We start from the raw sequence: 17,742 nt of genomic DNA on the forward strand, positions 1-17,742 counted from the left end.
AGTGAGGCGTTGTCAGGAGCTGATTCTGCGCAGGGCCACCTGTGGGAAAAAGCGGCCCGGGGGACAATGACTTTTGCTTGCCGGTCAACAACCATCCTCGTGCAGCGCCAGGCTCTGGCGCAACTGCTCGAGCATGGCCTGGCGCAGTGCCTGGGGCGCCTGCACGCAGATCGAGCCGGCCTGGGAAAGTAGCCAGCCCATCAACGCGCGGTTGTCGTCGACGGTGGCTAGCAGGGTGGCGCCACCGTCCGCTTGCAGCGTCAGTTGCATGTCTGCCGACAGTGGCGACGCTTCCAGGCGCCGGGCCAGGGCATCATCGACCCACGCGTGCAGCACGACCTGTTCCGAGGGGGTGAGCGCATCAGGTTGCAACTGCTGCGCTTCACGCAGGTTCAGGCCCGGTTGCCAGTACCAGCCGTAGGGCATGCCTTTGCTGTTGCACTGCACCGGGAACAGCGCCGCAAGCTCCACCAGGTCGCGTTCGACGGTGCGTTTGCTGGTGATATGGCCCACGGCTGTCAGGGCGGCCTGCAACTGGGTGGAACTCATCCCTGGGTGACGGCCGGGCAGCAGCTTGAGCAGCTGCCACTGGCGGGCGATGGTGTGACGGGTAGGGTGGCTGGGCAAAGGGCTCGTCCTTGAAGACAGGCACGAGGCCTGCCTGAGCAGTGGCGTTTAGCTATTGCCCAGCATACCTTGTAGCAGAATGGGATCCAAGTTTTCGCACAGGGCGTTCAGTCGAGGCGCGTCACCCATTTGCCTGCGCCTTGGCCCTCTTTCAACTGCCGCAGAGCCTGGGGCAATGCCGAGAAAGCGAACTCGCGGCGTTGTGGCGCGATCAGGCTGCCATCGGCGACGGCCTGCAGCAGGCGTTCACCAGCTACGCGCAGGGCTTGGCGGTCAGCCAATTGGCCATGGGCATGAATGCTGTTAAGCGCCACTTCATGCAGCGAGATCGCCGTGCCGAAGGCCGGCGTTGGCGCGGTTTCCTGGCGGTCCTGGATGCACACCAGGTGGCCGTTGTAACCGAGCAGGTGAGCAAGGCTGCCGGCATGGGCGCCGCTGACGGTGTCGAACAGGGCATGCAGCGGGCGCTCGCCCAGGGCGGCCTGCAGTTGGTTCTGCCAATCGGCGTCGTGGTAGTCGAACACCCCGCTCACACCAAGGGCCTTGAGCGTGGCGTGGTGGCGTCGGCCGGCACTGGCCCACACGCGCAGGCCACGCTGCGCGGCCAGTTGTGCGAGGTAGAAGCCCACTGCGCCACCGGCGCCGATCACCAGCACGTCGCGGCTGGCACCTTCGGGTACCTTGGCCAAGGCCTGCCAGGCGGTCAGGGCGGGGCAGGGCACAGCGGCCGCGGCGGTGTCGCCGAGCGCACTGGGGATATGCATCACCAGGCTGGCATCGAGCAGGCAGTGCTGGGCAAAGCTGCCGTCCCGCGCCAGCGACTGGTGGTAGGCAACGCGGCTGCCCAACGGCAGGTCGACGCCTGCGCCAACGGCGACTACCACACCGGCGCCATCCACACCCGGGACCGTGCCTTGCTGCCAGGCAGGGTGGCCCCATTCGCAGATTTTCCAGTCCACCGGGTTGAGGGCAATGGCACGGTTGGCCACCAGCACCTCGCCGGGGCCGGGTTGTGGCAGGGGTTTACGCAGCAGTTGCAGGCCATCGAGGCCGGCGTTCGGGGTCCAGGCCCAGGCTTGATGATCGGTTGGCATGGTGCGGGTCCTCTCGAGACGGGTGTGGGCGGCAGGCTAGCGGGGATCGGGCGGGGGAAACAGGTGCGGTGAGGGCAAGGTGTTTTGATTTCAGGGCAAAAGTCTGGGGCCGCTTTGCGGCCCATCGCGACACAAGGCCGCTCCTACAAGGGAAACGCGTTCTCCTGTAGGAGCGGCCTTGTGTCGCGATGGGCTGCAGAGCAGCCCCCAGGTTGAACTCAGATAGCCAGGCTGTCGACCACACCACCGTCGACCCGCAGCGCTGCACCGGTGGTGGCGGACGAGTAAGGGGAGGCCAGGTACACCGCCAGGTGGGCGACTTCGTCGACATCGGCGGCACGCTGGATGATCGAGCTCGGCCGTGCGGTACGCACGAAGTTGTCGGCTTCTTCACGAATGCTGCGCCCGGACGCCTGGGCTGCATCAGCCACCAGCGCGGCCACGCCGTCGGTCAGTGTCGGGCCGGGCAGCACTGCGTTCACGGTTACCCCGGTGCCAGCCAGGCGCTTGGCCAGGCCATGGGATACCGCCAGGTTGGCAGCCTTGGTGACGCCGTAGTTGATCATGTCGGCAGGGATGGCGATGCCCGACTCCGAGGAGATGAACAGGATCCGCCCCCAACCGTTCTCCACCATGCCCGGGGCATAGAGGCGGGCCAGGCGCACGCCGCTCAGCACGTTGGTGTCGTAGAACCGCGTCCACTCGCTGTCGGCCACTTCGAAGAAGTCGACATCGTCGTAGATGCCCAGGTTGTTGACCAGGATGTCGGCCCGTGGGTGGGCGGCGAACAGGGTTTCGGCACCGGCGGCGGTGCCCAGGTCGGCAACCACGCCGTGGATCTGCCCACGGCCGCCTTGTTCGCGCAGTTCGGCCAGGGCGGCATCCAGCGACTTCTGGCTGCGGCCGGCAATGACTACGTCAGCGTTGGCGCGGGCCAGGCCGCGGGCGATAGCCAGGCCAATACCGCCGGTCGAGCCGCTGATGATGGCGGTGCGTCCGCCGAGGTCGATGTTCATGGAATGGCTCCTGGGGGGTGAGTTGCATCGATAGGAGCCATCCTAGTGAAGCGCAGTAAGACTGTAAAAGACGCAATTCGACTGAGTTCAGACCTTGATTGACTTATCAAACCCTTGCTCGGCCAATGCCAGTACCCGCTCGCGGAAAATGCCCACGATCGGCCTCAAGTCGACCTGGTGCCAGACCGCCCACAACTGCTCGCTAGGCTGGAACCAGTCCAGCTGGCGCAGCACCACGGTCGGCCCGGCACTGGCCGACAGGCTGCTTTGCACCATGGCCAGCCCCAGGCCGGCGGACACCAGGCCTAGCACGCTCAGCGGGTCGTTGGCCTCCAGCGACAGGCGCGGGGTGAAGCCGGCATCGCCACAGCGGGCGATGAAATCGTCACGCTTGTGGCCCTGGTCGGGCTGGCCGCCGGTGATGATCCAGTCCTGTTCGTGCAGATCGGCGGGGGTCAGCTCGGCCCTGCTGGCCAGCGGGTGCGTGGCCGGGATGGCGAGCAGCAATGGGTCGTCCAGCACCGGCTGGCCGCTCAGGTCGGGGTCATTCTTTGGCGGCGGCTCGCAAACCAGGGCAATGTCCAGGCTGCGCTGACGCAGGCCTTCGAACTGTTCGTTGGGGGTCATGTTGTACAGCGCAATGTGAATGTTCGGACGCTCGCCACGAATCGCCCGCACAGCGCCCGGCAGCACGCCGGCATGGATGGCATGGTTGACGTAACCGATGCACAAGCCGCCTTCCTCGCCACGGCCCAGGCGCTTGCCCAGCGATTCCAGGCGCTCGGCATGCTTGAGCAGGCCGCGCGCTTCGGCCAGGAAGGTACGACCGTCTCTGGTCAGGTACAGGCGCTGGTTGCGCCGTTCGAACAGGGCCAGGCCAAGGTTGTCCTCCAGCTGGGCAATCTGTCGGCTGAGGGGGGATTGGGAAATATGCAGCTGCTCGGCTGCCCGGCCGACGTTCTCGCATTCGGCGACAGCTACGAAGTAGCGCAACTGACGTAGATCTTGCATGAGACCTCCAGGGACTTAACTGTTAACAATTATGACTTGGGAGGTCTCGATCTTGCCAGCCTGGGATGCGTTCACTTCGTCGGGTTGATGAACGCGGTCAATTGTGGGAGCGGCCTTGTGTCGCGAAAGGGCTGCAAGGCAGCCCCAGGGGTTCAGCGCAAAGACATATATTGCTGGGGCTGCTTTGCAGCCCTTTCGCGACACAAGGCCGCTCCCACAACTGACCGCGCAGGCTGGGACATTTAGGTTGACCCGCTCGCAATAGCTTGAGGATGACCTTTGCCGTCAAATCAAAACTCATTGTCCCGTCCCCACCTTTTTCCCATCCCCACGTCCCCCGAGAATTCACCCATCCCAACCTTCCACAGGTGATTCTCAAATGCCTCTCGCCTTGTTAGCCCTGACCCTGGCGGCTTTCGCCATCGGCACTACGGAGTTCGTGATCGTCGGCCTCATCCCGACCATCGCCAATGACCTGGCGGTCACCCTGCCTTCGGCCGGCCTGCTGGTCAGCCTTTACGCCCTCAGCGTCGCCATCGGCGCGCCTCTGCTCACCGCCATGACCGGCCGTGTCCCGCGCAAGCTGTTGCTGGTCGGCCTGATGGCGCTGTTCACCGCCGGTAACCTGGTGGCCTGGCAGGCGCCCAGCTACGAATCGCTGATCATGGCGCGCATCCTCACCGGCCTGGCCCACGGGGTGTTCTTCTCGGTCGGCTCGATCATCGCCACCAGCCTGGTGCCGAAAGAAAAAGCCGCCAGCGCCATCGCCACCATGTTCAGTGGCATGACCGTGGCCTTCGTCACCGGTATCCCGCTGGGTACCTTCATCGGTCAGCACTTTGGTTGGCGCGTGACCTTCCTGGTGGTGGCTGCCTTCGGCCTGGTGGCGCTGCTCGGCGCACTGCTGTTCGTGCCCAAGCGCATCCAGCACAGCCAGCCGGCACCGCTGCTGCGCCAACTGCGGGTGATGCTGCAACCGCGCCTGCTGCTGGTGTATGCCATGACTGCCGTGGGTTACGGCGGCTCGCTGATCGCCTTCACCTTCCTTGCCCCGATCCTGCAGGACATTGCCGGCTTCGGCGCCAACAGCGTCGCCCTGGTGCTGCTCGCCTACGGCGTTTCGGTTGCCCTGGGCAACATCTGGGGCGGCCGCCTGGCCGACCGCAAAGGCCCGGTCAAGGCACTGTCGATCATCTTCCTGCTGCTGGCCGTGGTGCTGCTGGCGCTGACCTTCACTGCGCCGCATCCGGTGCTGGTGGTAGTCACCGTACTGGCCTGGGGCGCGGTGGCCTTCGGCAATGTGCCGGGCCTGCAGGTGTACGTGGTGCAGCAGGCGGAAAAGGTCGCCCCCGACGCAGTCGACGTGGCTGCCGGTTTCAACATCGCCGCCTTCAACCTGGGTGTGGCCGGTGGTTCCTGGGGCGGTGCCCAAGTCGTGCAACAGCTCGGCCTCGGCCACACCCCATGGATTGCCGCGCTGGTCACCCTCGGTGCCCTGGCCCTTACCCTGTACAGCGGCCGCCTCGACCGCCGCGTACCTGCCCAGCCACAACCTGTCGTCAGCCGCGCCTGACCCCTGATTCGACTTACGGAGATGCTCATGATGACTCAAGATCCGCTTTTCCAACCCCTGCAATTCGGCACCCTTGACCTGCCCAACCGTGTGCTGATGCCACCGATGACCCGCTCCCGCGCCGCACAGCCTGGCGATGTCCCGACCGCGCTGATGGCCGAGTACTACGCACAACGCGCCAGTGCCGGGCTGATCGTCAGTGAAGGCACCTGGATCTCGCCACTGGGCAAGGGTTACGCCCGCACCCCGGGTATCCACACCCAGGCGCAGATCGACGGCTGGCGCCTGGTCACCGAGGCGGTACATGCCGCAGGCGGGCGCATCTTCGCCCAGCTCTGGCACGTCGGTCGCCTCAGCCACAGCAGCCTGCTCGGCGGCCAGGCACCGGTGTCGTCCTCGGCGATGCAGGCCGAAGGCGTGAATGTGTTCATCGACAATGCCGACGGCACGCCAGGCTTTGTCCAGGCCTCCAAGCCGCGCGCGTTGAGCGAAGCGGAAATTGCCGAGATCATCGAGCAGTACCGCCAGGCTGCGCGCAATGCCATGGCGGCTGGTTTTGACGGTGTCGAGTTGCACGCGGCCAACGGTTACCTGGTCAACCAGTTTCTCGATTCCGGCGCCAACGATCGTACCGACCGCTACGGCGGTTCGCTGGAAAACCGTCTGCGTTTCCTCGACCAGGTCACCCGTGCGCTGGTCGAAGGCACCGGCGACGCTCAGCGCGTAGGCGTACGCCTGGCGCCGCTGACCACGCTCAATGGCTGTGTCGATGCCGACCCGGTCACCACCTATACCGCGGCGGCCAAGCGCCTGGGCGAAATCGGCATCGGCTACCTGCACATTGCCGAAGCCGACTGGGATGACGCGCCGGACATGCCAGTGGACTTCAAGCAACAGCTGCGGGCAGTGTTCCCCGGTGTGATGGTGTATGCCGGCAAATACACCGGCGAACGTGCACGGCGTGCGCTGGAGGAGGGCTGGGCTGACCTGATCGGCTTCGGCCGGCCATTCGTGGCCAACCCGGACCTGCCGGCGCGGCTGAAGCTGAATGCGCCACTGGCCGAGCACGAACGGGCCACGCTGTTCGGTGGTGATGCCCATGGTCTGACCGACTACCCGGCACTGGCAACAGCCTGACCCCGACCGCTCCCCATGGAAATGCAAATGACTCATTGAGCTAGCAGGGACCCTGTGGGAGCGGTTTTAGCCGCGAACACCGGCGCAGCCGGTGCCATGCACCGCGTTGGATTCAAAGGGCTGGGCGATCTCCCACAAACACGGCATTTCGCCTGTCGTGTCTCACCTCTGTGCTTGAGCAGCGACGACTTGTTTGTGTCCTATATATGGACCAAAATATGGCTCTCTATTGAGGGTGTAAACATGCAAAACATATTCGCTGACGTGGCCGTAAGCGTGTCGGAACTGAAAAAGAACCCATCCGCGGTGATGACCGGCGCTGCGGGTATGCCCGTCGCCGTGCTCAATCACAACCGCGTGATGGGTTACATGGTGCCGGCCGAACTGTACGAGGCCATGATGGAACGCTTGGAAGATCTCGAATTGAGCGAACTGGCCAAGTCGAGGTTGGGTGAAAAAGGCGTACCGGTATCCCTGGATGACCTATAAACTCGAATTCCTGCCTTCGGCACTGAAAGAGTGGGGCAAGCTAGGCCACACCGTGCGCGAACAGATCAAGAAAAAACTCGCCGAGCGCCTGCAGTCACCCAAGGTACAGGCCGACGCGCTGCGTGACCTGCCGAACCACTACAAAATCAAGCTCAAGGCCTCTGGATATCGCCTCGTCTATCGAGTCGAGGACGAGCGTATCGTTGTAGTGGTGGTATCGGTTGGCAAACGCGAGCGTAGCGAGGTGTATCGATCCGCTCAGAAGCGGTAAACGCCATCATGGCCATCAACCAAACGCCGCACGCTGCCAATGCGCCTCGCTTACGATCGCAATGTTCGCACCCACTTCCCTGATTTCCACTGCTTTCGTGATCTTCGTGCCATAACTGCTGTGTAGCCACTGCTCGTTGCCAATACTGCCAATGACCAGGTAGTGGGTCTTCTTGCTCACCCCCGCGGCGATTGAACCCCCACGTTCGACTACCAGCGCTTCGCATGCTTTGCGAGGCCCGTAAGCCATTGTGCCGGTAAACAGGAACATGCGGCCTGTCCACTCCATCCTTTGAGGAACTCGGCTTCTTGTTGATTGACCTGATTGTCAGCAGTCAGGCTCGCAGCGATTCCAATCAACCCATCAACCGAGCGCTGCGCGATCCGCGCTTCGTGGAAAAAGCGGCTGTTCTGAAATTCCTGATGAAGATCGACCATTCCCTGTTCCTCGTTTCTATTCCATCAGTATCACAGCGTTGGCGTATTTTTCCTGGTCCGGTGTGAAGGTGGTCAGCATGCCGGTGTGATTACAGGTCAGGGTGAGCTCTGTTCGCGTATCGATGAACAGATCCTCGCCGCGAAGGCCCTGCCATTGCGCCAGATACTTGAACGAGCCGTACTTCATCGGTTTCTTCAAGGCGCGATCATGGCCACCTTTCCAACCTAGCACCGGAAGTGCGCCATCGATGCAGTGCCGGGCAAGTTCTGGCTGGGTCAGGGCCCGCTCACGGCCAATCTCCCAGCACCGGATCAAGCCCTCGTCGGGCCCCTTCCATGCTTCTTCCCAGGTGATCAAAGTGCGGATGGGGTGATGAATAGGGCGTCGAATGACCCCGGTGGCTCGATCCATGACTGAGATTGTCCGTAATGTTCAGTGGGGCTGGATGCTACTAATTGGCCACTATCGTGTCCAGTGCTCGCCAACCCCGGCTCCGCGTTCAGTCAAGGCGCTGCTGCAACGCCTCGATAAACACCTCTTCCGCCCGGCTGAAGCGCTGTTCCCTGTTCCACAACAGGTGGATATCCACATCGGCAATCCCTTCCTGCGGCGGCAGCTTCCACAGCAACCCGGCGTCTACATCCGGTGCTACCACATGCTCGGGCAGGCAGCCTATGCCAAACCCGGCAATCACCAGCCGGCGCACTTCCTCAAGGCTGGGTGACGATGCCACGATCCGCCCGGCAAACCCTTGCTGGTCGCGGAAAATGGTCAGTGGCGACAGCATGCCGCCTATCTGGTCACTGGTGAAACTGACGAAGTTCTCACGCTGCAGGTCGCCTTCGGCCTGGCCGAACAGGGCATGGTGCTTGCCACAGAAGAACGCATAGCGCTGGCGCAGGAACAACCGTTGTTCCAGCCGTGGCTGCGCACGCCGGTTCAGGCTTAGGCCCGCCGTGGCGGTTTTTTCCTGCAGGGCGGCGACGATGTCGGAGCTGCGCATTACATCAATCTCCAGCTCCACCCGCGGGTGCTGGCGGTGGAAGTCGGCCAGGAAGTCGTCGAAGCGTTCGTTGACGATACGGCTGATCATCAGCAGGCGTACCTTGCCCACCAGTTCGTCCGCCGGCTGCTCCAGCAAGCTGCCGATCTGCGACATCTGCCCATAGACCTCGCCAGCCAGCTGAAACAGCTGCTCGCCCATTTCCGTCAGCACGAAACGCGGTCCGCGGCGGGCGATGAGCTGGCGGCCAAGCTGTTCTTCAAGGCGCTTGAGTGCCTGGCTCACTGCCGGCTGGGTGAGGTGCAGGCGCGCGGCAGCGCGGCTGATGGACAGCTCCTGGCCAATGACCCGGAAGGTACGCAGCAGGTTCCAGTCGAGGCGGTCGTTGAGCAGACGGTCGGGCATGGCAGGGCTCGATAATAAGCATGGCTAATATTTCGAATAATAAATAGAAAATTGACTAATCATAGCCCCGGGCCGATAAATCGCAGGTATCGAGGCCTGCTGAGTCGGTGCTGGCCTCTTCGCGGGCTTGCCCGCTCCCACAGGGTCACCACAAGTTTCGAATGCTGCGCAGTACCTGTGGGAGCGGGCGAGCCCGCGAAGAAGCCAACACCGATTCAACAAGCCAAGCGCCACAAGAGCGCCCCCGTGCCCCCGACAACTCCTGCCAGAACAACAAGCAAAGGAGCCTCCATGAAGCCCACCGCTTCCCCCCAGCCACGCCGTGCCGCCGCTGCCGCGTTCATTGGCACCATGATCGAGTGGTACGACTTCTACATCTACGCCACCGCCGCTGCCCTGGTGTTCGGCGCGCTGTTCTTCCCCTCCGACAACAGCCTGTTCAGCACCATGGCCGCGTTCGGTACCTTCGCCGTCGGCTTCTTCGCCCGGCCGCTGGGTGGCATCGTCTTCGGCCACGTGGGCGATCGTATCGGCCGCAAGAAATCGCTGGTCATCACCTTGCTGATGATGGGCATCGTCACCGTGGGCATCGGCCTGCTGCCGACCTACGCACAAATCGGCGCCACCGCGCCGGTGCTGCTGATCCTGCTGCGCATCGTGCAGGGCATTGCCGTGGGTGGCGAGTGGGGCGGGGCAGTGCTGATGGCTGGCGAGCATGCGCCCAAGGGCCGGCGCAACTTCTTCGCCTCGTTCGCCCAGCTGGGCAGCCCGGCGGGCCTGATCCTGTCGCTGCTGGCCTTTGGCGCGGTCACCCGCCTGCCGGAAGCAGACCTGATGAGCTGGGGCTGGCGCGTGCCATTCCTGGCCAGCGCGCTGTTGCTGCTGGTGGGCCTGGCGATTCGCCTGGGGGTGAATGAGTCGCCCGAGTTCATCGCCAGCCGCGAGCAGGCGGAAAAGGCCCGGCGCAAGGAGCAGGCCCCGGTATTCGAAGTGCTGCGCACGGCCTGGCGCCCGCTGTTGCTGTGCATCGGTGCCAATACCCTGGGTATTGCCGGGGTCTACTTCACCAACACCTTCATGATCAGTTACACCACCCAGCAATTGCACCTGGAGCGCTCGTTGATTCTGGAGTGCCTGTTCTTCGTGGCGATCATCCAGTTCTGCGTGCAGCCGTTGGCCGCCTGGCTATCGGAGAAGATGGGCGCCACCCGCTTCCTGGCCCTTGTCGCGCTGCTGGCGATGGCTTCGCCTTACCCGATGTTCGTGCTGGTCAGCTCGGGTCAGGGCCCGTTGATCGTACTCGGCATCGCCCTGGCAGCTGCGTGCATGGCGTCTTTCTACGCGGTGATCGCCGGCTATGTCAGCGGCATGTTCGAAACCCGCGTGCGCTACACCGCCATTTCCCTGGCCTACCAGATCTGCGGCGCCATCGCGGGCGGCCTGACCCCGCTGATCGGTACCTGGCTGGCCCACACCTTCACCGGCCAATGGTGGCCGATGGCGGTGTTCTACACCCTGATCGCCACTATTTCGCTGGTCTGCGTGCTCGCCCTGGCGCGCCAGTACGCCCGCAGCCAGCGCTTGGAACTGGCCTGATCGAACCGTTTTTCTGGAGTACCCGCACATGTTGAAAAGTAATGGCGAACGCCTGTGGGCGAGCCTGATGGCCATGGCCGAAATCGGTGCCACTGCCCGTGGCGGCAGCTGCCGCCTGGCCCTCAGCGACGAGGACAAGGCTGGCCGTGAACTGTTCAGCCACTGGTGCCGTGAAGCCGGCCTGACGCTGACCGTTGATGCCATCGGCAACCTGTTCGCTCGCCGCGCTGGCAGCGACCCGGATGCAGCGCCGGTGATGATGGGCAGCCACCTCGACACCCAACCTGAGGGCGGCCGTTTCGATGGCGTCTACGGTGTGCTGGCGGGTCTTGAAGTAGTGCGCCGGCTCAATGACCTGGACATCCAGACGCGCAAACCGCTGGAAATCGCCGTATGGACCAACGAGGAGGGCGCCCGCTTCACCCCGGCCATGTTCGGTTCGGCGGTGTTCACCGGCACTCTGGCCCTGGACGAAGCGCTGGCCATTCGCGACGCCGATGGCATCAGCGTCGCCGACGAACTGCAACGCACCGGTTACGCCGGCCAGCGCCCGCTGGGCGGCCAGGTCGATGCCTATTTCGAGGCGCATATCGAGCAAGGTCCGATCCTTGAAGACAACGCCAAGGCCATTGGCGTGGTCAGCGGCGGGCAGGCTATCCGTTGGCTGGACGTTACCGTCGAAGGCATGGCCGCACACGCCGGCACCACACCGATGCCATTGCGCAAGGATGCTCTGTACGGCGCTGCACAGATGATCCAGGCCGTCGAGCAACTGGCCGCCGACTTCGCACCGCAAGGCCTGACTACCGTGGGTGAACTGTCCATCGCCAAGTCCTCGCGTAACACCATTCCAGGGTTGCTGCAGTTCACCGTCGACTTGCGTCATCACCGGGATGAAGCCATCGAGGCGATGGAGCGCGACCTGACGTTGAAGCTGCAGGCCATCGCCAATCAGCGCGGGTTGCGGGTGCGTATCGAGCGCCACTGGGTCAGCCCGGCCACGCCGTTCGACGCCGACTGCGTAGCTGCCGTGCAGCAGGCGGTGGATGGCCTCGGCTATGACCAGCAGTCGATCGTCAGCGGTGCCGGCCACGACGCCATCCTGCTGGCCCGCTACTGCCCGACCGCCATGGTGTTCATCCCCTGTGTCGGCGGCCTGAGCCATAACGAAGCCGAAGACGTACTGCCCGAGGACGCCCGCCAGGGTGCCGATGTACTGCTCAACGCCGTGCTGGCCCGTGCGGGCCTGATCGAACAAGGAGAAGCCTGATGCGTTGCTACTTCCACCCCGAACAACTGCTGCACCACCCACGCAGCTATTACTCGCGCGGCGCCATGCGCACCCCGCAGGAAGTCCCCGAGCGCGCCCAGCGCCTACTCCAGGCAGCCAAGGCTCTGGGCTTCGACATCCGTCAGCCTGAGGACGCCGGCCTCGAGCCGCTCAAGGCAGTGCATGGCGAGGCCTACCTGGCCTTCCTCGAAGAGGCCCATGCGCGCTGGAAGGAAGTGCCCGAAGATTGGGGCGACGAGGTCATGTCCAACATCTTCGTGCGCGAACCCAACGCCTTGCGTGGCATCCTCGCCCAGGCCGGGCGCTACCTGGCTGACGGCAGCTGCCCTGTAGGCGAACACACCTGGCGCTCGGCCTATTGGTCTGCGCAAAGCGCGGTGGCCGGTGCCAAGGCCATTCTCGACGGTGAGCCGGCGGCCTATGCCCTGTGCCGGCCGCCCGGCCACCATGCGCGCTTCGATGCGGCCGGTGGTTTCTGCTACATCAACAATGCCGCTGTGGCTGCCCAGGCCTTGCGCAGCCGCTACAGCCGAGTGGCCATTCTCGATACCGACATGCACCACGGGCAGGGCATTCAGGAAATCTTCTACGAACGCCGGGATGTGCTGTATGTGTCGGTGCATGGCGACCCCACCAACTTCTACCCAGGTGTTGCCGGGTTCGCGGACGAGCGTGGCAGCGGTGCGGGGGAGGGGTACAACCTCAACTTGCCGATGGCGCATGGGGCTAGCGAAGCGGACTTCATGGGCCAGCTGGAAATCGCGCTGGCGGCGGTGAAGGACTTTGGCGCCGAGGTGCTGGTGTTGTCGCTGGGGTTCGATATCTACGAACTTGACCCGCAGAGCAAGGTGGCGGTGACGACTGAAGGGTTTGCGGTATTGGGCGAGCGGATTCGGGCGATGCGCTTGCCGTGCCTGATCGTGCAGGAAGGGGGGTATCACCTTGAGAGCCTGGAGGCTAATGCGCAGGCGTTTTTTGCCGACAAGGCGGACTGGCGATAAGTAGTGTCGGGGCTGACAGGTGCTTGCCATGACAGTTTCAGCGCCCATGAGATCGAGCGCCGCCCGCGCGGCGCTCGATCTCATGGGCGCTGAAGGTGTTGTGGCGAACACCCCGCAATCCGTTACACCCCACCCCGACGCACATGCTTCACCAACACCTTCTCCAGCAACTCCCACATCGCCGGCTCGGTACTGAACGCCACGTTGAACCGCATCCACCCGGTCGCCTTGGCATCGACCATGAACAACTGCCCGGGCCCGAGCATGATGCCTTTCTCCAACGCATCATCCAGCAACGCCGCGCTGTCCGGAATCGCCGGGTGGCGGGTCCAGATATACATCCCTTCATCCGACTCGGTGAACAGCTCGAAGCCCAACCGATGCAGATGCCGGCCAACTTCCTGGTGCGCCTCGGCCAGCCGTTGACGCAAGCGCTTGAGGTGCTTGCGCCAGCGCCCGTCGATGATCGCGGCATACACCACACGCTCCATCACCTGCGAGGTGGTCAGGCCAGAGCGCATCTTCAGGTGCAGCAGCTTCTGCATCAGCTCGGGGTTGGCCAGCATGTAGCCGACCCGCACATTGGGCGAAATGCTCTTGGAGTAGCTGCCCACGTACACCACCTGCTGCAGGTGGTCGAGGCTGGCCAGGCATGGCTGCGGTTCGGCGACCATGTCGGCATACAGGTTGTTCTCCACCAGGCGGAAGCCGTGCTGGCTGGCCAGCTGCAGCAGGCGGTGCAGCTGCGGCAGCGGGGTGCGCGAGCAGGTTGGGCTGTGCAGGTGCGGCTGGGTGAAGAACGCAGTGGGGCGGTGATGGGTGAGCAACTGCTCCAGCTGGTTCAGGTCGTAGCCGGCCGGTGTGCGCGGCACGCCGACCAGGGTCGCGCCCTGGGTGCGCAGGATGCTCATCAGGTTGGGATAGCCCGGGTCGTCCACCAGCACCACGTCGCCCGGGCGCACCAGGGTGCGCGCGGCCAGGTCCAGGGCCTGGCTGGCGCCATGGGTGAGCATCAGCTGCGCCGGGTTGGCGACGATAGACAGTTCCTGCTGCAGGTTCTGTGCGGTCAGTGCACGCAGCTCCATCAGGCCCATGGGATCGCCGTAGCCCGACAGCTCCAGCGGGCTGCCGGCCACCTGGCGCAGGCCGCGGCGCAGGCCGTCTTCGTACATCCAGTCGTTGGGCAGCCAGCCGCAGCCCGGCTTGAACGGCAACTGGCGGATTTCGAAGATCTGCTGCAGGTACCACTCGGAGTTGAACGTTGGTCGACTGGTGTCGGCCTCGGTGTTGTGCGGGTCGAGCAATTCGCCCGCCGCGCGGTTGACGAAGAACCCCGCATTGCCCCGGCTCACCAGCAGGCCCTGGGCGACCAGACGGTCGTAGGCCTCGACCACGGTGAAGGTGCTCACCGAATAGCTCGCGGCAAAGGCGCGGATCGAGGGGACCTTGGCGCCTGGCTTGAGGGTCTGGTTGTCGATCAACTCGCGCAGCCCGTCGATGATCTGGTTCACCAGCGGGGTCGAGGAGTCTGGATGTAATTCGAACATTCGGGGCCTTCAGGGTGCGTATCGCCCGGCGTTTGCAAGGTGTATTGCATGGGCGACCTGTACAGTGCAGTGCGAGTTTCATGCCACTGTGCATGGCTCTCTGCGCCGGACATTTTTACATTAGGTGTCAGATATCGCCACCTAAAGCATGTTCAGTTCGCCCCAGGCGCCTGCCCTGGGGCGCGTCAGCAGGCCGCCATGGAAGGCCTGCGTGTGTTCGCTCACACCATCCTGCGCGCATTAGCACTGATGTACGTGAAGCCGCCAGCCATCGGGGTTTCGCAGTTTTCCTTGGATAAAAAGAAGCACGGGGTACACAACTGATGGACGCAACATCCACAACCACCACCGCGAAAAGCGGGCACGAGAGCAAGCTCAGTGCCTCGCTCAAGTCGCGCCACCTGACGATGATGTCGATCGCCGGGGTTATCGGCGGCGCCTTGTTCGTCGGTTCCGGCAGCGTGATTCACAGCGCCGGCCCAGCCGCCGTGCTGGCCTACCTGGCAGGCGGCATCCTGGTGGTACTGATCATGCGCATGCTGGGTGAAATGGCGACTTCCTCGCCAGACACCGGTTCGTTCTCTACCTACGCCGATCGCGCCATCGGCCGTTGGGCCGGTTTCACCATCGGCTGGCTGTACTGGTGGTACTGGGTCATCCTGATGGCCTGGGAAGCTTATGTGGCGGGCAAGATCCTGCATGGTTTCTTCCCCGACGTCAGCGTCAACGTGTTCGTGCTGGCCACGACCCTGTTGCTGATCACCGTCAACTTCTTCAACGTCAAGCACTACGGTGAGTTCGAGTTCTGGTTCGCCTTGATCAAGGTGATCGCGATCGTCTGCTTCCTGATCGTGTGTACCGCTGCCGTGCTGAACATCTGGCAGTTCGGTGAAGTGCGTGGCATCAGCCACCTTACCGCCGAAGGGTTCATGCCCAACGGCATCACCACCGTGATCGGTGCCTTGCTCGGGGTGATGTTCGCCTTCCTCGGCGCGGAAATCGTCACCATCGCTGCTTCCGAAGCCAAGGACCCTGCTGCGCAGATCGTCAAGGCAACCAACTCGGTGGTGTGGCGTGTGTGCCTGTTCTACGTAGGTTCGATCTTCCTGATCGTCTGCCTGGTACCGTGGAACGACCCGCACCTGGGCGTTTCCGGCTATGGCGCATACCGCCGCACCCTGGAGCTGCTGGGCGTGCCGTATGCCGAGCTGCTGATGAACTTCGTGGTACTGACCTCGGTGAGCAGCTGCCTGATCTCGGGCCACTACACCGCTTCGCGCATGCTGTTCTCCCTGGCACAGCGTGGCGACGCGCCGTCGTTCTTCAAGATCACCCGCGCCGGCACCGGTGTACCGGTTTACGCGATCATGGGCTCGTGCGCCGTGGCCGTGGTGTGCGCGCTGATCAACTTCAGCGAGACCCTGCGCCCGAAAGACGTGCTGGAAACCCTGATGAACACCACCGGCATGATTGCCCTGCTGGTGTATCTGGTGATTGCCTTCTCGCAGCTGCGCATGCGCCGCAAGCTGATTGCCGAAGGCAAGGAAGTACGCCTGAAGATGTGGCTGTTCCCATGGCTGACTTACCTGGTGATCGCGTTCATCGTGGCCGCCCTGGTGACCATGGCCTTCATGCCTGACTACCAGATCCTGGTGATCTCCACCGGTATCGCCGCGGCAATCGTGGTGGCAATGGGTGTGGTGCATCAGATCCGCACTGCCAAGCAGCACTAAGCGTCATTCGCTCATCGAAACGGCCGGCTCCCTCGGGGACCCGGCCGTTTCGCGTTGTTGGGCATGGTTTTTTTCCGCTGGCATGTGAAAGCGCTGGTTCATCCAGGGCGAGCCGAGCAGGGCGGCGGTGGCGATCAGGGCCAGGATGGCGAGGGCGATGAAAGTTTTCATGGAGGGGCGCATACATGGACGACACCAAGCATAGGTGGTCAGTTCCGGCCCTATCGCCGGCAAGCCAGCTCCCACAGGTATTGCACATGGCTTGAGATCGGTGCGGTCCCTGTGGGAGCTGTCTTGCCGGCGATAGGGCCCTCAAAGCCGACAGATGGCATATGCTGAACACATTGCCCGCCCAGAGGAGCTTCACATGGCCTGGTCCGCCACCCAGTATTCGCTGTTCGAAGACGAGCGTACCCGCGCCGTGCGCGACCTGCTCGCCGCTGTGCCACCACGCCCGGTACGCCACGCCACCGACCTGGGCTGTGGCCCTGGCAACTCCACCGAGGTGCTGCTGCAACGTTACCCGGATGCCCAGGTGACGGCCCTGGACAGCGACCCCGACATGATCGACAAGGCCCGCGAGCGCAAACGGCTGTGCATACCCCGGGTGCGCATGGTCATCGGTGACATTGCCGGCTGGTCAGCCCCCGAGCCGCAGGACCTGATCCTGGCCAATGCCTCGCTGCAATGGGTGCCTGACCACGCCTCGCTGTACCCGCACCTGATGCGCCAGTTGAGCGAAGGTGCCAGCCTGGCCGTGCAGACCCCGGACAACCTCGACGAGCCGGCCCACCGGCAGCTGCGCGAAATCGCCAGCCAGGGCCCCTGGGCGGCGAAGTTCGCTGATTTCCAGCTGCCGCCACGGCACAGCGCGGCGTTCTACTACGACCTGCTCAGCCCGCTGTGTGCACGGGTGGATGTGTGGCGCACCACCTACCACCACCCGTTGGCCGGCGGCGCCGAAGCCGTGGTGGAATGGTTCAAGGGTTCGGCCTTGCGACCGTATCTGGGGCGGTTGGATGCCCGGGAGCAGGTGGATTTCCTGCAGATGTACCTGCAGGCGATGCAGCGCGACTACCCGCCGGCCACCGATGGCAAGGTGCTGTTGCCGTTCCCGCGGCTGTTCCTGATCGCTACCCGCTAGGGCGGCGCCAGCGCCAGGCCACGTAGCTGTAGATGCCGAGGTTGAGCAGCAGCACCAAAGTGCCCAACAGCAGCTGGATGTGCGGTGTCAGCCCTGCGGGGTAGATCAACGGCCAGATGTAGTGCTCGACGAAGCCGCCCTGGTAGCCTGCGTCACCGGCCGCGCTGCGCATGCGGTTTTCCCAGGTGGTCAGCGGGCAGCCCAGGTGCAGGCATTCCACCGCCAGGCCCCAGGCCAGCGCCGGCAGGTGCAGCAGCAGGGCAGGGCGCCAGCGCAGTACCAGCAGGCCGCCGAACAGCACCAGCAGGATGAACAGCAGGTGCAGCAGGACCAGGGTGTCGGCGGCAAGGCGGTAGAGCATGGGTT

General features: G+C 63.9%; 19 protein-coding genes and 1 pseudogene. 10 read left to right on the plus strand and 10 right to left on the minus strand.

Translation table 11 applies throughout. The features are described from left to right. Window positions 1-84: 84 nt before the first annotated feature. The 4 genes from V3314_RS13675 to V3314_RS13690 all read right to left on the minus strand — a co-directional run bounded on the left by V3314_RS13675 (window position 85) and on the right by V3314_RS13690 (window position 3,748). Window positions 85-627, minus strand: a complete 543-nt coding sequence (locus V3314_RS13675; RefSeq protein WP_046614023.1) for a WYL domain-containing protein — start codon at window positions 625-627, stop codon at window positions 85-87. A gap of 107 nt (window positions 628-734) precedes the next feature. After that, complete coding sequence (locus tag V3314_RS13680) at window positions 735-1,721, minus strand: zinc-binding dehydrogenase (RefSeq protein ID WP_085601310.1); 987 nt, start codon at window positions 1,719-1,721, stop codon at window positions 735-737. Window positions 1,722-1,939: 218 nt separating this feature from the next. Continuing rightward, window positions 1,940-2,737, minus strand: coding sequence for an SDR family oxidoreductase (locus tag V3314_RS13685; RefSeq protein WP_046614021.1), 798 nt, complete (start codon window positions 2,735-2,737; stop codon window positions 1,940-1,942). An 87-nt stretch (window positions 2,738-2,824) separates the two neighbouring features. After that, a complete protein-coding gene (locus V3314_RS13690) occupies window positions 2,825-3,748 on the minus strand; it encodes a LysR substrate-binding domain-containing protein (RefSeq protein ID WP_046614020.1) in 924 nt (307 codons plus the stop codon). 379 nt (window positions 3,749-4,127) lie between these two features. Here V3314_RS13690 and V3314_RS13695 point away from each other — a divergent pair, with 379 nt between their 5' ends. From V3314_RS13695 to V3314_RS13710, 4 genes are all read left to right on the plus strand, one after another. Continuing rightward, complete coding sequence (locus tag V3314_RS13695) at window positions 4,128-5,321, plus strand: MFS transporter (RefSeq protein WP_046614019.1); 1,194 nt, start codon at window positions 4,128-4,130, stop codon at window positions 5,319-5,321. 30 nt (window positions 5,322-5,351) lie between these two features. Then, a complete protein-coding gene (locus tag V3314_RS13700; protein WP_046614100.1) occupies window positions 5,352-6,458 on the plus strand; it encodes an alkene reductase in 1,107 nt (368 codons plus the stop codon). Window positions 6,459-6,701: 243 nt separating this feature from the next. Next, complete coding sequence (locus V3314_RS13705; RefSeq protein WP_013972043.1) at window positions 6,702-6,947, plus strand: type II toxin-antitoxin system Phd/YefM family antitoxin; 246 nt, start codon at window positions 6,702-6,704, stop codon at window positions 6,945-6,947. Next, window positions 6,937-7,218, plus strand: a complete 282-nt coding sequence (locus V3314_RS13710; RefSeq protein ID WP_003259987.1) for a type II toxin-antitoxin system RelE/ParE family toxin — start codon at window positions 6,937-6,939, stop codon at window positions 7,216-7,218. The genes V3314_RS13705 and V3314_RS13710 overlap by 11 nt, the downstream gene beginning before the upstream one ends. A 15-nt stretch (window positions 7,219-7,233) precedes the next feature. On the opposite strand, the pseudogene V3314_RS13715 reads toward V3314_RS13710, so the two are convergent. From V3314_RS13715 to V3314_RS13725, 3 genes and pseudogenes are all read right to left on the minus strand, one after another. Then, a pseudogene (locus V3314_RS13715) lies at window positions 7,234-7,655 on the minus strand (BRCT domain-containing protein). A gap of 16 nt (window positions 7,656-7,671) precedes the next feature. After that, the gene (locus V3314_RS13720) at window positions 7,672-8,067 is read right to left on the minus strand and encodes a hypothetical protein (protein ID WP_046614018.1); all 396 of its coding nucleotides are present in this window, start codon (window positions 8,065-8,067) and stop codon (window positions 7,672-7,674) included. 88 nt (window positions 8,068-8,155) lie between these two features. Continuing rightward, window positions 8,156-9,064 carry a LysR family transcriptional regulator gene (locus V3314_RS13725; protein ID WP_046614017.1) on the minus strand — a complete coding sequence of 303 codons (909 nt, stop codon included), beginning with the start codon at window positions 9,062-9,064 and terminating at the stop codon, window positions 8,156-8,158. 291 nt (window positions 9,065-9,355) lie between these two features. On the opposite strand from V3314_RS13725, the gene V3314_RS13730 reads away from it, so the two are divergent. From V3314_RS13730 to V3314_RS13740, 3 genes are read left to right on the plus strand one after another with little or no spacing between them, the layout of a single operon-like run. Continuing rightward, window positions 9,356-10,660: an MFS transporter gene (locus V3314_RS13730; protein WP_085601316.1), complete on the plus strand. Its 1,305-nt coding sequence runs from the start codon at window positions 9,356-9,358 to the stop codon at window positions 10,658-10,660. A gap of 28 nt (window positions 10,661-10,688) precedes the next feature. After that, entirely contained in the window at window positions 10,689-11,930 is a 1,242-nt protein-coding gene (locus V3314_RS13735; RefSeq protein ID WP_135002438.1) for a Zn-dependent hydrolase, read from the plus strand. Then, on the plus strand, window positions 11,930-12,952 hold the full coding sequence (locus tag V3314_RS13740; RefSeq protein WP_046614014.1) for a histone deacetylase family protein: 1,023 nt from the start codon (window positions 11,930-11,932) through the stop codon (window positions 12,950-12,952). The genes V3314_RS13735 and V3314_RS13740 overlap by 1 nt, the downstream gene beginning before the upstream one ends. A 122-nt stretch (window positions 12,953-13,074) precedes the next feature. Here the strand turns inward: V3314_RS13740 and V3314_RS13745 are convergent, their stop codons facing one another. After that, window positions 13,075-14,499, minus strand: coding sequence for a PLP-dependent aminotransferase family protein (locus tag V3314_RS13745; RefSeq protein ID WP_046614013.1), 1,425 nt, complete (start codon window positions 14,497-14,499; stop codon window positions 13,075-13,077). A 48-nt stretch (window positions 14,500-14,547) separates the two neighbouring features. On the opposite strand from V3314_RS13745, the gene V3314_RS13750 reads away from it, so the two are divergent. Both V3314_RS13750 and V3314_RS13755 read left to right on the plus strand, forming a co-directional pair. Beyond that, entirely contained in the window at window positions 14,548-14,823 is a 276-nt protein-coding gene (locus tag V3314_RS13750; RefSeq protein ID WP_135002437.1) for a hypothetical protein, read from the plus strand. Further along, on the plus strand, window positions 14,823-16,232 hold the full coding sequence (locus V3314_RS13755; RefSeq protein WP_046614012.1) for an amino acid permease: 1,410 nt from the start codon (window positions 14,823-14,825) through the stop codon (window positions 16,230-16,232). Before V3314_RS13750 ends, V3314_RS13755 begins: the two co-directional genes overlap by 1 nt. 3 nt (window positions 16,233-16,235) lie before the next feature. Here the strand turns inward: V3314_RS13755 and V3314_RS13760 are convergent, their stop codons facing one another. Beyond that, window positions 16,236-16,415: a hypothetical protein gene (locus tag V3314_RS13760; protein WP_085601319.1), complete on the minus strand. Its 180-nt coding sequence runs from the start codon at window positions 16,413-16,415 to the stop codon at window positions 16,236-16,238. A 184-nt stretch (window positions 16,416-16,599) separates the two neighbouring features. On the opposite strand from V3314_RS13760, the gene tam reads away from it, so the two are divergent. After that, entirely contained in the window at window positions 16,600-17,376 is a 777-nt protein-coding gene (gene tam / locus V3314_RS13765) for a trans-aconitate 2-methyltransferase (RefSeq protein ID WP_338459110.1), read from the plus strand. Here the strand turns inward: tam and V3314_RS13770 are convergent. After that, the gene (locus V3314_RS13770) at window positions 17,366-17,737 is read right to left on the minus strand and encodes a DUF2784 domain-containing protein (RefSeq protein WP_075044802.1); all 372 of its coding nucleotides are present in this window, start codon (window positions 17,735-17,737) and stop codon (window positions 17,366-17,368) included. The genes tam and V3314_RS13770 overlap by 11 nt on opposite strands. Window positions 17,738-17,742: the final 5 nt, after the last annotated feature.

The organism is Pseudomonas sp. TE3-3-F2023, from assembly GCF_036784815.1.
Classification (GTDB): Bacteria; Pseudomonadota; Gammaproteobacteria; order Pseudomonadales; family Pseudomonadaceae; genus Aquipseudomonas; species Aquipseudomonas pudica.

Bases quoted from the DNA above. Each gene is read 5' to 3' on its own strand.
- V3314_RS13740 (WP_046614014.1), top strand. From the start codon at position 11,930: ATGCGTTGCTACTTCCACCCCGAACAACTGCTGCACCACCCACGCAGC.
- V3314_RS13700 (WP_046614100.1), top strand. From the start codon at position 5,352: ATGACTCAAGATCCGCTTTTCCAACCCCTGCAATTCGGCACCCTTGAC.
- tam (WP_338459110.1), top strand. From the start codon at position 16,600: ATGGCCTGGTCCGCCACCCAGTATTCGCTGTTCGAAGACGAGCGTACC.
- V3314_RS13680 (WP_085601310.1), bottom strand. From the start codon at position 1,721: ATGCCAACCGATCATCAAGCCTGGGCCTGGACCCCGAACGCCGGCCTC.
- V3314_RS13770 (WP_075044802.1), bottom strand. From the start codon at position 17,737: ATGCTCTACCGCCTTGCCGCCGACACCCTGGTCCTGCTGCACCTGCTG.
- V3314_RS13750 (WP_135002437.1), top strand. From the start codon at position 14,548: ATGGGCGACCTGTACAGTGCAGTGCGAGTTTCATGCCACTGTGCATGG.
- V3314_RS13730 (WP_085601316.1), top strand. From the start codon at position 9,356: ATGAAGCCCACCGCTTCCCCCCAGCCACGCCGTGCCGCCGCTGCCGCG.
- V3314_RS13695 (WP_046614019.1), top strand. From the start codon at position 4,128: ATGCCTCTCGCCTTGTTAGCCCTGACCCTGGCGGCTTTCGCCATCGGC.
- V3314_RS13735 (WP_135002438.1), top strand. From the start codon at position 10,689: ATGTTGAAAAGTAATGGCGAACGCCTGTGGGCGAGCCTGATGGCCATG.
- V3314_RS13725 (WP_046614017.1), bottom strand. From the start codon at position 9,064: ATGCCCGACCGTCTGCTCAACGACCGCCTCGACTGGAACCTGCTGCGT.
- V3314_RS13760 (WP_085601319.1), bottom strand. From the start codon at position 16,415: ATGCGCCCCTCCATGAAAACTTTCATCGCCCTCGCCATCCTGGCCCTG.
- V3314_RS13705 (WP_013972043.1), top strand. From the start codon at position 6,702: ATGCAAAACATATTCGCTGACGTGGCCGTAAGCGTGTCGGAACTGAAA.
- V3314_RS13690 (WP_046614020.1), bottom strand. From the start codon at position 3,748: ATGCAAGATCTACGTCAGTTGCGCTACTTCGTAGCTGTCGCCGAATGC.
- V3314_RS13710 (WP_003259987.1), top strand. From the start codon at position 6,937: ATGACCTATAAACTCGAATTCCTGCCTTCGGCACTGAAAGAGTGGGGC.
- V3314_RS13755 (WP_046614012.1), top strand. From the start codon at position 14,823: ATGGACGCAACATCCACAACCACCACCGCGAAAAGCGGGCACGAGAGC.
- V3314_RS13720 (WP_046614018.1), bottom strand. From the start codon at position 8,067: ATGGATCGAGCCACCGGGGTCATTCGACGCCCTATTCATCACCCCATC.
- V3314_RS13685 (WP_046614021.1), bottom strand. From the start codon at position 2,737: ATGAACATCGACCTCGGCGGACGCACCGCCATCATCAGCGGCTCGACC.
- V3314_RS13745 (WP_046614013.1), bottom strand. From the start codon at position 14,499: ATGTTCGAATTACATCCAGACTCCTCGACCCCGCTGGTGAACCAGATC.